Source organism: Dapis brunnea BLCC-M229, assembly GCF_050015995.1.
Taxonomy (GTDB): Bacteria; Cyanobacteriota; Cyanobacteriia; order Cyanobacteriales; family Microcoleaceae; genus Trichodesmium.
Window position 1 is genome coordinate 1 of sequence record NZ_JBNHEP010000110.1, and the last position, 12,109, is coordinate 12,109.

At 37.5% G+C, this 12,109-nt stretch carries 8 protein-coding genes and 1 pseudogene; 4 read left to right on the forward strand and 5 right to left on the reverse strand.

Going from position 1 to position 12,109, the window contains the following annotated elements:
- Window positions 1–362: 362 nt before the first annotated feature.
- The 5 genes from ACP6PM_RS13890 to ACP6PM_RS13910 form a co-directional block, all read right to left on the reverse strand.
- Complete coding sequence (locus tag ACP6PM_RS13890; RefSeq protein WP_426585533.1) at window positions 363–1,625, reverse strand: flotillin family protein; 1,263 nt, start codon at window positions 1,623–1,625, stop codon at window positions 363–365.
- A 391-nt stretch (window positions 1,626–2,016) separates the two neighbouring features.
- On the reverse strand, window positions 2,017–2,610 hold the full coding sequence (locus tag ACP6PM_RS13895) for an IS607 family transposase (protein WP_426585535.1): 594 nt from the start codon (window positions 2,608–2,610) through the stop codon (window positions 2,017–2,019).
- A 66-nt stretch (window positions 2,611–2,676) separates the two neighbouring features.
- Window positions 2,677–4,062 carry a flotillin family protein gene (locus ACP6PM_RS13900; protein WP_426585537.1) on the reverse strand — a complete coding sequence of 462 codons (1,386 nt, stop codon included), beginning with the start codon at window positions 4,060–4,062 and terminating at the stop codon, window positions 2,677–2,679.
- A 302-nt stretch (window positions 4,063–4,364) separates the two neighbouring features.
- Window positions 4,365–4,706: a hypothetical protein gene (locus tag ACP6PM_RS13905; RefSeq protein WP_426585539.1), complete on the reverse strand. Its 342-nt coding sequence runs from the start codon at window positions 4,704–4,706 to the stop codon at window positions 4,365–4,367.
- Between the two features lie 26 nt (window positions 4,707–4,732).
- Entirely contained in the window at window positions 4,733–5,344 is a 612-nt protein-coding gene (locus ACP6PM_RS13910; protein ID WP_426585541.1) for an NfeD-like protein, read from the reverse strand.
- A gap of 857 nt (window positions 5,345–6,201) precedes the next feature.
- Between ACP6PM_RS13910 and ACP6PM_RS13915 the strand changes: the two genes are divergently transcribed.
- From ACP6PM_RS13915 to ACP6PM_RS13930, 4 genes and pseudogenes are all read left to right on the forward strand, one after another.
- Window positions 6,202–6,891, forward strand: a complete 690-nt coding sequence (locus ACP6PM_RS13915; RefSeq protein WP_426585543.1) for a hypothetical protein — start codon at window positions 6,202–6,204, stop codon at window positions 6,889–6,891.
- A gap of 904 nt (window positions 6,892–7,795) precedes the next feature.
- A pseudogene (locus ACP6PM_RS13920) lies at window positions 7,796–8,356 on the forward strand (Uma2 family endonuclease); the annotation flags it as partial.
- 375 nt (window positions 8,357–8,731) lie between these two features.
- The gene (locus ACP6PM_RS13925) at window positions 8,732–11,497 is read left to right on the forward strand and encodes a TIGR02921 family PEP-CTERM protein (protein WP_426585544.1); all 2,766 of its coding nucleotides are present in this window, start codon (window positions 8,732–8,734) and stop codon (window positions 11,495–11,497) included.
- 401 nt (window positions 11,498–11,898) lie between these two features.
- Window positions 11,899–12,057, forward strand: a complete 159-nt coding sequence (locus ACP6PM_RS13930; RefSeq protein ID WP_192901069.1) for a hypothetical protein — start codon at window positions 11,899–11,901, stop codon at window positions 12,055–12,057.
- The last annotated feature ends 52 nt before the right edge of the window (window positions 12,058–12,109 follow it).

Consider the following 12,109-nt stretch of genomic DNA (forward strand, 5'->3'; position numbering starts at 1 on the left):
CATCCCGACGCTCCCCTACGGGAGAGCGCGGGACTTCCCGCCGGGGGAGTTAAACATTTATCAACAAATATGGACAGAATCTTGTAGGGTGCGTTGCAACACACCCTACATAAAAAGACTGTTTAAATTTCTATATTTGTCAAGTTTTGAGCACAAAGCATCAGCTTAATTTTTCCGATTTATAGCAGCCACCAGGACGGTTACTCCCTTCCCGGCACAAAATTATAATCAGTAGATCATTGCAGCATATAGTTTATAGCCAAATTTGGTTAGGTAACCTTCTAGCGGGAAGGGAGTAGGACATTCTCACGGCTCTCAAATTTAGTCCGTGCTGGGAATGTAGGGGCGAATAGCCATTCCCCCTACTTCTGACTTCTGACTTCAGCTATATCCGTTCCTGCTGTCAGACTTTCCAAACTAGCAGCTACATCAATACCAGCAGTTTGCTTTAACTCCTCAAAGAAAGCAGCCATTTTTGTAGCATTGCTCCCACCTTGAGCATTAATCACAGTTACATTATCTACCTCAACCTCTGGCACAGTAGAGACCATAATCTTCAACAACTCTTCCAACTTCTGATACAGAAAAACCTCCCGCGCATTTTCACCAGCAGCTTTCCAAGATTCAGCCAATTTGCGAATACCCTCAGCTTGTGCCTTCCCTGGTTCAACAATAGCAGCAGCATCACCCTTAGCCTGAGCGATCGCCCGCTTACATTCGGCTTCCGCAGGGGCAACCACATCCGCCTGTAACTGTTGTTCAACCTGTTTGATCCGCTCCTTCTGTACTGCTACTTCAGCCTGAGTTCGGGCTACTTTTGACCCTATATCGGCCTCAGCTTCAGCTACGACAGCTTGCCGTTTCGTCATCGCATCTTGAATCCGCCTTTCTGCCTCTGCACGAGCCATAGCAATCTCAGTTTCAATCTGTTTAAGAGAAGTATTCTTCTGGTTTTCTGCTGCTCGAACAACTGACTCTGCCTGAGTTTTAGCTTCAGCAATGCGAGAATCTCGTAAAAGTTCTGCCTGTTGCTGACGACCGATAGAATCAAGATATCCCACTTCATCGGAAATATTCTGAATTTGTAGAGTATCTAATACCAAACCTAATTTTTCCAAGTCGTCTTCTGCTTCTTCTAGTAAGCTTTTGGCAAAAGCAATCTTATCCTCGTTCACTTGTTCCGGTGTCAGAGAAGCTAACACACCCCGCAAATTTCCTTCTAAAGTTTCTTGGGCTAATTTTTCAATTTCCTGGCGAGATTTTCCGAGTAACCGCTCAATGGCATTATGAATAGTAGGTTCCTCACCAGCAACTTTGATATTTGCCACACTTTCTACCGTCAGGGGAATACCACCTTTAGAATAAGAATTATAAACCTTGAGTTCAATAATCATATTACTCAAGTCCATGCGGAAAGCTTGTTCTAATAGGGGGACGCGAATACTACTACCTCCTTTAACAAGGCGATACCCAACTTTTTTCTTGGTGTCTCCAACATGGTGACGACTGCCAGCAAAAATTAGGACTTCACTTGGTTGACAAATGTAATAAAGGTTACGAATTACAAATACACCTGCACCAGTTCCTAGACCGAAAACTCCTAGTAATGCTAATATTATTTCCATGATTTTTTTACTCCGTAATTTTAGTTAGTGAGATATTGGCAGATAAAAGAGAGGAGGATAAGAATAGAAACTTAAATTTTACCTCAATATACTTAACAATGGATAATTGATAATTGATAATTAATCAATTCGGTTTAAAGCCTTCTATTTCAAGAGAAAAAGCGGTCGTTTAGCTAGCGAACAACTACGTTTTTCATGTCGCGCAGCGTTTCATGTCGGCTCTTAGCCGAAAACTGCTGTCGCCGAACAGAGCTTTCCGTAGGATGGGATGGATGGGTTCCCTAAGCATATCCAATCAGCCAAGAGAAAAGAAAAAATTTTCCTTAAGGATCAATCCTATCCGTTTTCAAGGAGAGGTAAGTATTAATTATTAATTATTAATTATTAATTATTAATTATTAATTTTTGAATATAGTTCCATGTCTTGTTGAATCTGATTTTTGTACTTTTTTAAAGATGGTAAGCAAGTAGAAAAACTTTGCAATATTACTAAAATATCCTCAATTATTTCAGATTTAAAAGAAAGTTCCGTGTTGTTTAAAACAACTAAATCACAATTATTTTGCTCGCATAGCCATTTGAATAAATCAAAGCCGAATAGAGCTAATCTATCCTGATGAGTAACTATTAGCTGTTCCACTTCACCAGCACAAATTTGTGATAGTAAATTCAACAACTTTTGACGTTTAAAGTTTAATCCTCCTCCTATTTCTTGAACTGTTTCTGCATTAGGATATAAATTCTGTAATTCAGCTACTTGTCTATCTAAATCAGATTTTTGAGCATTGCTGGAAACCCGACAATACAAAACAGTTTTTCTAGGTACATTCCTTGTATTTTGGATGTAAGAGTCAATGTCATAACGTCGTTGGCCTGATGGTGTTTTGATGGCACTAATTTTTTTGTTTTCTTCCCATCTGACAAGTGTTCTGACATTAACCCCCAGTATTTCAGCAGCTTCTCTAGGTTTTAAGTATTTTGTCATTGAAATTGCCTGCAACAACATACCTAGAATAACGTTTTATGACGGAAATTGTCAAATAATAAAACTCTACTTTTGAGCCTCTAGAGATTCAACTTTTTTTCCATTCTGACTGCTGAAGTTACCTGTCACATCAACGCCAAGGGTTTGATTAACATTTTTGAGGAACTGACGGAAGATTTCCGGATAAGCATTTACCAAACTAGCGATCGACTTACCATCCCCAGTATCAATAACTTTAACATTTTCCAGCTTAACTTGTCCTGGAATTTTAGCAGACTCGCGCAAAATCATGCTAATTTGCTGCAAGTAGAATAACTCTGCAGCATCCTTACCAGTTTCTTGCCAAACCAACGAAAGCATATCGTTAACAAAAGCTTCAGCTTGAGCATTTTCTGAGAGTGAAGCAGCATTTCCTCTAGCTAGCAATTCTCTAGCTTGCCGTTGCGCTTCTGCTGGTAAGACTTCATCTGCTTCCAGACGTAACCTTTCTAATTCGGCGCGGACTGTTTGCAATAATTGTTCTGCTCTCGCCCTAGCTTCTTTTCCTGCTGCTATAGTTCGCTCTTCTTCAGAACGCGCTTGCTGTTCCAACTCAGCTTTGATTTTGCGAAGTTCGTTTTCTTTCTGAACTATTAATGTAGCTGCCTGAGTTTTGGCAATTTCTGACTCTCGTTTTGAGTCTGCTTCTATTTGCTCCGCTTCTGCTTTAGCATTAGATTCAGCAATTTCGGCATCTCGGCGAATCATGGCAATTTGTTTGCGACCGATGGAGTTTAGGTAGTCTACGTCATCAGAAACACTTTGAATTTTTAGGGTGTCTAGTTGCAGACCCAATTTAGCTAAGTCACGACTCACATCTTCGGCAATGCGTTCGGCAAATTGGAGACGGTCTTCATTAAGTTGTTCTGGGGTGAGGGTAGCGACAACACCCCGCAGGTTTCCTTCTAGGGTTTCTCTAGCAACACGGGTAATTTCTGAGCGATCCCGATCGAGAAATCTTTCTATGGCATTACCTACCACTTTGGGGTCGTTAGAAACTTTGACATTGGCGATCGCTTGAATATTTAGTGGGGTACCTCCTTTGGAGTAAGCATTGCGCACTTCTACAGGGACTGGCATTGTTCGCAAGTCCATTGTTTTGGTTGTTTCTATAATTGGAATGGGAATTGCTCTGCCACCAAAAATTACGCGATAACCAACTGTTTGCCCTTCTTTTGTCCGCCGTTTACGACCGGATAAAATTAGAATTTCATTAGGTTTACAAATTTGTATGAATGTATTGATAAACCAGATGAGTATTAGTATTCCAAATATGGATAGAGCGATGGGTAAACCTGTATAAACTTCTTTTGTTAAGTTATTAGGTTGGTTGGTTTCTAAAACTCTAGGAGCTTGTGCAATTTCTACTGTAGTTATTTCGGTTTTCCCTGGCTCAATAAATTGACTGTTCATTAGCTAAATTTCCTGATTACAAATGTGAAATAATTAATAGATTTATGGCTCAACTGAAATTAAAATAAATTACCACAAAGACCATATATCAAGCATCATTTTCTATTCTTTTTGACAAAAAAAAATAAACTGAATACAAGTCTGATAATTCATCAATACTTTTGACTTTTAACTTTTGATTTTTTACTTAGTTAGTTAGAAAAAATTATGAGTTTGTAGTTGCCCTTTAGGACTCCAAATATACCTCTGGCGTTAAAGGGCAACTACGAAGCCGTATTATAAGTGTTTGACAGAACATAGTATTATTCCTCGTTATGAAAAAATGATGGGGAAACTACCCACACCTGATTATTTTCCGTGCCCACAATAAATACTTTTTCTCCCTTAGTAAATTCTTTAGATTCTTGTGTGCGGGCAATTAGCTCAAGATTAGACCCCTTAATATATAGGCGTACTTTTCCCCTACTATGAGCATCAAAAGGAATTTCTACAATGCAAGGTAAACCCAAAAAATCTTGAGGACTAACCAGACTATTTATAACTTGTCGTTGACGAAAAATCCACAACAACAAAACTATGAACATTCCAGCAAATATTCCCACTGCCACTGAGATATAGGCTAGTATTAAAATTTGATTTTTCATCGTGATTTATTCCTAGGTAAAAAATCTTAAGATTTCTCCTCAGACGACCTAGCCATCCAATCTTCTGATACTACCCATACTCTATTATTTTCCACTCCCACGATAAACACTTTTTCTCCCCTAGTAAACTGCCTATTTTCTTCAGTAAAAGCAATAAATGCCACGATAGACTCCTTAACATTTACTCGGATTTTGCCTTTACTATTTTTATCAAAAGGAATTTCGATTGTTCCCGAAAGACCTAGCAAATCATCACTACGCACCAAGCTATCAGCGGGACTATTTTTTAAGGTATGTAATACATAAGCCATAATTGTGCCACATAAAATACCAACGATTATAGAAATAATGGCAATTATAGTAGGTGAAAGACTCGTAGAAAGATTGGATAACAAAATTCCAGTTAAGCCAAAAAAGCAACTGCCAAAAGTCCAGAATTTCAAGCTAAAAAATGGTAACCATAACCGCCGACGAGGCTGGTGATATATTGAGGTATTATCTTCTTGATTTTTTTGGTCAATAATTTCCAGGTCTTGCTCAAACTCTCCCTCAAATTCTACACCATCTATACCTGCAAATGCTGAGACTGCAACAAATGCTCCACCAATAATTAGACAGAAAATATAAGCTGATTCCATAATTTGTCCTTCATAATTTTTAGTACCCTTTTATCTATTTATATTGTGACAAATTAGTTTCCCCATTTACCAATTTGTAAAAAAAATTTGTATTTGACTGGGAAACTGCCTGCTATATCATCAGCAGGAATCTTAATTATTATGAAAACTTTTTTGTTGGAGTACAGAGTGGTTTTGTTTGAGGGACTTAGAGATCTTGCATCCAATGTCAGTAGATTGTGGGGAGTCGTGAATTGAATCTGGTATAAAGTCAATAGACGACTAATTTCATCTTCTAACCAGTTAATAAAAGTTTGATAAGCTATGATTTGTGGATTAAATTTTAGGGAATTATTAAGGAAAGCCTCCCCTTTAAAGGGTAAAAAAAATTCTTTTTTTCCTTTTAGTCAATCCTCTCCTTAAAAGGGAGAGTTCATTAATGGATAATGGATAATTGATAATTACCTCTGGTTAAAACCGTACGGGAATTGAATATAAGGAATATTTTCTTTTCTCAAGGGGAGATTGGATATGGCGTTTAGCGTTCCGCACAACTTCGTTAACGCTGCGCGACATGAAAAGCGTTCGCGGCTCTGTAAAGAGCGGGAGACCTCGCCATCCCATCCTAACGGACTGCTCCGCTTTCCGACCGCTTTTTCCCCTATCCAAGGGGAGGCTTCAAGGCGTGAATTATTTAATTATTAATTCTTGAATTACCTATTTGTAATAATTAATTATTAACGGAAACGAGAGAAGGAAGTTTGGCAGAAGATATATATTTTCGTGAAATTCAAAAAGTAGCTAAGTTGAAAGTGCAGTTATTATGGCGGCGTCGTGTCACCTGGTTATTGGGAATACAAATGATAGTAATTTAGTTAATGGCAATAAACGGTCTTGCTCCCACTAGAGGCGCTAGTAATATGCTGGTATTTTGCTATGTTTTACAAGTATGTAGCAATTACGCTTTGCGTCGCCCTGAAAAATTTGCTGCTATTGTACGAGTTGTCTGTTTGTATGTTTTGCTGTTTATAGGAGCATTTTTATTGCCGACATTATTATGTGGAGTTAATGAAATTTTGAGTACGCCAAATTATCTGATGGGTTTACCACAATTTCTGCTACTATGGCCGTTTTTTCTTTTCTATAACTATAGCGCAACAGTTAAATTAATTTTGATTCCTGCTTACACTATAAAATTACAGGTGAGTTGGTTATTTGTATGTTTAGTTTTCCTAGAATTAATATTGCCTGGGGTAACTTTGACAACAGTGGAGAAGTTTTTAGTGGTGAGTGAAAAATGGTTGTCTCGCCCATTTGTTTTTACTGGAGTAGGTAATGTTTCTAGGAAACAAGTTGGTTTATTGAGGTTTTTACTGTTGGCATCGATCGGGGTTTGGTATCAGCGAGTGGCGGATGGTTTGTTAGGGGTAGCGATGAGTAAGGAAATGTTCGTATTAAAGATGCTGGGACTATTTTTATTTTTGCCCTTCGGAATTATTGTGGTTACTATCAGGTCATCTTGGTTTCAACGTTTACGTTGTTGGTTATTTGTGGCAGAATCAAATTAATTTTTCCGAAATTTATTAACAATTATATGTAGGTTTATTTATCAAATCATATGTGTTAAAAATATGTGTCTTGCCTTAAGCATTCAGCGGTCATATTTTAGCTGTCAGTTATTAATTTATTATCTTGGAAAGAGGAAATAGAATTGAAAGATTGAGCCAAAATTCAAAGTTACTCTCAAACCATCTTATATCAAATCCGGTTAAATAACCTCAGTATCAATTTAGTAGTCAATAGTCAGTAGTCAGTAGAAAATACTTAACCACTTATTTCTAGGGCGTCTTAAGAATTTGAAACTCAACTTCCTAGACTATCCTCGAACCCTGTAGATACTATTATTGTCTGTGCAATTAAACGGATTTGATATTAGCTAATCTTCCTCATTAATTAAAAAGCTATTAGTACATTATAATTAAGAAAAAGCTAACTGCTAATACCTGAATACTTACCGAATAATTAAGGTTTAAAACCTCTCCTTTAAAGGAGAAAAAAGCGGTTATTTCGGCTGTCGCCGACATGAATGCGGAGCATGACCTAGGATGGGATGGCGAGGTCTCCCGCTCTTTTTTTCATGTCGCGGCGTTAACGAAGTTTTGCGTTAGCTAAACGCCAGATCCAATCGACCAAGAGAAGAAAAAATTTTCTTTAAGGGTCAATCCTCTTTCTTTTAGGGAGAGGTAATTATTAATTGTTAATTGTTAATTATTAATTATTGAAGTCGTACCTTCCTTCTTCCTTCTGAAATACTATAGCAATCCTAAATAGGTTGCGGGTAATCAAAAAGTAAATAAAAAAACTGAAACTCTTAGCAGTTAAGTGTTCCCTAAAAAGCAGTAAGATTTTTGACACGAATAAAATAGGATTGCTATATATACTTAAAATACTGAGGTTTTGAGGAAATAAAACATGGTAACACCACTTCCTTTGTCCCAAACTGATGCAGAAATTGTTTATCCCGATAATGATAGTCAACCAATGGCAGATAATACGATTCAATTTTGTTGGATTACAATTATTCAATATAATTTAGCTTGGTTATTTGCCAATAATTCAGAAGTTTTTGTGGCTGGAGATTTACTTTGGTATCCCGTAGAAAATAATAATAAATTACGACAAGCTCCAGATATAATGGTAGTATTTGGAGTAGCAAAAGGAGACCGAGGTTCTTATCAGCAATGGAAAGAAAATAATATTGCTCCACAGGTGGTATTTGAGATTCTTTCTCCAGTAAATACAGCCAAAGAAATGAATCGCAAACTATTATTTTATGACCGCTATGGAGTGGAAGAATATTATCTTTATGACCCTCAAAAAAATAGTTTGACGGGATGGTTGCGTTCGGAAACTTGGCTGGAAATAATTGATGAAATGAATGGTTGGGTTTGACCAAGATTAGGTATAAAGTTTAAGTTAACAGAAGAAACATTAATATTGTATTGCCCTAATGGGAAAAGGTTTAGAGATTATGATTATATTGAAGTGGAGAAACAACTGGAGGTGGCAGAAAGTCGAGCAACTGTTGCGGAGGAACGCGCTAAACGTTTAGAACATTTATTGCGAGAAGCGGGTATCGATCCTAATTGGAATGAATAGGTTAAGTTTTTGGATAAAATAGAAATAGGTGATGGGCTATGGGGCGGGTTTATCCCATCAAATGTTAATACCGCTAATTTAACGCTGAACCCGTCCCTACTATTCCCAAATTTGTAGGGTGCGTTAGACGGCTAAAATTTATACTGTGAAAGGCATTTAATAACCTATTAAAATACACCATTGAATATTTGTCAGTCTACTAATGAATTTTTTTACTTTTCTATATCAATAGTTTGAAGGATTTTTTTAATGAAGATAAAAACATTTTTGCATCTGACTTTTTACAGTATCTTTTGGGTCTGGAATGTGACATTTTTAGGACTTGTATATTTTTGGATTTTACCAACTATTGGATACTCTTTAATCGAAGGTACATTTTCTGGTTTAATACCCCATCAATTTTTGATTACTTTCATTAGCATAGTAGCAATTCCAACTATTTGTACTATCTTTGGCGGATGGCGTTTTCGCAAGCAACCTCTACAATTAATTCGGTTATTTTATGGTGTAGAAGCACCTTTATTTTTACTATGTTTATTGCGTTTATTTGTGCTACGAGAACTTACCCAAGCCAGCACTTTAATTTTAGCCACAATATTAGTTAGTATTATCGCATTTGCTCTGGAACTTTTATATGGTTATGCTAATCGAAATCGGTTAGCATTATGGTTACAAATGTTTGTTCATACTCTCATGTTATTAACTGGTTTATATGTGGGAATATTACTATTATTTTATGCTGTGCCAGTATCTGTAATGTTGTTACGAGAATTTTTCTCATTTTACTGGCTGCAAGGAATTATTTCTGAGTTAACTTACGCTCCTACCTATGCATTTACATTAGTTTCATCTTTATTTATATTAGCTTTAAGCACAACTTTATTTGTATTTATGCCTTCAGCTCTGGCGAGTTTATACGTTCATTCTGGGCAAAGAATCTTGAGAATGTTTGCTTTTAAACATGGGTATAAACGTACATTTAAAGGAGTTGTTGCTGTGATAACTGCTTGGATGATTCTGTTTGTTTCATTTCAGCAACAACCCCAAGTTATAGTTTTTCAAATGTTAGATTTACCAATTAGAAATCAGAGCGATCGCCAAGAGCTTTTAGCCAATTCTAATTTAATTAGAGATGGATTAGTTAATGCCTATTTATCTTCATATCGTTATCTGAGTTCGGAGGGTAGAAGTAACCAAATTCGCATTATGTACAGAAGCACATTTGGTTTGCCAGAATCAATTAATCAAACATTACAAGATTACTTCAATCATCTTATGTCACCTTTCTTATATAAAGGTTCTCATAAAGATAAACAAAAAGCAGCAAAACTCTACAGTAATTTTTTCGATACGCCAATTCAAAAAGCAGAACAAAAAGCAATTCTTAAAGCTATTCAATCGACAGCAAATCAAGATGAAGTTAAAGCTGGATTATTAAATATTGGGGAACAAAAAGTCTGGCTGAAAAACCAAGAAGTTACTGTTACAGAAAATGGAGACTGGGCAGATATAGAAATATATGAAATTTACGAAAATCAAACCTTTGAACCTCAAGAAATTCTCTATTATTTTACCATTCCAGAAAGTGCAGTTATTACAGGTATTTGGTTAGGCGATACTGACAACCGCGCCCGACGTTTTCCTTTCAAAGTTTCCCCTCGTGGTGCAGCACAAAAAGTCTATAATTCGCAAGTTAGAAGAGAACGTCCGGTCGATCCTGCTCTCCTAGAAAAAGTCGGACCTCGCCAATATCGTTTACGAGCATTTCCCGTACCAGCAAAGTTGTCGGTAAGGGAACGAAGAACTAACGTAGAGCGACCAACACAAATGCACTTGTGGTTAACTTATCAAGTAATGGCAAAAGATAATAGTTTTGCTTTACCGGAGTTGACAGAAAAACGAAACATTTATTGGAATAAAGACACGAAACGAATTTATAACGCTAAGTCTGTCAGAAGCGATCAAGAAACATGGTTGCCACCTAGTCTTCCTGCAATTGCCGAAACAACTCCACAACAACATCAGATAAATTTCACCAACGGATATCAAATTTCTGCTCAACCGTTAGTAACGCCAGAAAAATTTTTACCGGAAAGCGAAAGGTTTGCAGTAGTTGTGGATACTTCCTATAGCATGAGAGCTAAAACCCAAGAATTAAAACAGACTATTGACTGGTTAGTAGCAAATGGTTTGGGAGACCTGAGTTTTGGTAATGGTGATGCAGATATATATCTGACTGATGTTGGTTTTCCACCCCAACGCATTGATGATATTAGTCAGTTTGATACTGAGAAAATTACATTTTTCGGTACGCTCCAATATCAAGAAATGCTGGAACAGTTTCTCCAGTTACGAGGAGATACTCGCTACAATGGGGTGATATTGGTTACTGATGAAGGTAGTTATGAACTTTCGGATGACAGTCAAGAAATGCCCAACTTATCTGCACCTTTATGGATGTTGCATTTGGGGGGGATGCCTCCTGCTTATGATGATGCCACATTAAAATTGATGCAAAAAAGTGGGGGTGGTGTGGCGACAAAACTTACCGAAATATTCCAACAAGTGACGGCAAAATCAAAATTAGGAAAATCTGTTGTTAGTGTGGCAGATGGGTATGCTTGGTTTATGGAGAAAAAATCTCGTGAGGAAATAATAGAGGATAATTTTGCTCCCCTGGCAGCTCAACAGTTAGTTTTGGGGTTGAGTAAAAAAATGAATTTGGAGACTCTCGAGGAGTTGGATGCTATTCACGCGATCGCTAAAACCTATAAAATAGTTACGCCTTATTCTTCAATGATAGTTTTAGTGAATGATGAACAACGGGAAGCACTCAAACGTGCAGAAGCAGCAGCAGACCGTTTTAACCGTAAAGTTGAGGATGGCAAGGAGGAATTAACCGACCCCAATAACCCATTAGATGCTGCAAATGTACCCGAACCTGGTATGGTATTGGGAATGGTGGCAATGGGAATAGCGCTATGGATAAGTCAAAGTTCAAAATTCAAAAGTTAAAAGTAGTAGGGTGTGTTTTGCTGGCACAAAGCGCAGCTTTGCGATAGCAAACAACAGTGTTTGCGGAGCATTCCGCACCGAAAGCGTAACGCAAAAAATTCTGGAATAGGCGGTGCCTTACATTGCATTAACGCACCCGACAGGACTGACACACCTTAAATAGTGCATTATAAAATGGGGAGATTCGGAGATGGGGAGATTGAAGTAATTATAGAATAATAAACATATACTATATAACCGGATTCTATATGATGGGGCGATAGGGGAATGGGGTGATTACGAAAAAAGCGATCTGCACAGTTTTAACTGCGTCAGTCTACTACTGGACTGTTTTATCTAAAATATGCATCAGATTTGTTATTGCGTTTTGCTGGCGCATAACTCCGTTAACGGTTCGCGACATGTTTGCGGAGCATTCCGATAGGAAAAAGCGCAGCTTTGCCATAGCACAGGAATATGTATTGGTAGACTCAGAATCAACTTTGCTAGAAATTTCTCGTCGAGGAGAGGGGAAAATGTGGCTTTGCAATTATTATGAAGCGGGGGAGGCGATCGCTTGAGAGACTGTTTGTAAAACAAATCTTAAGAAGACCCAGAGCTTTTAGCAGCAAG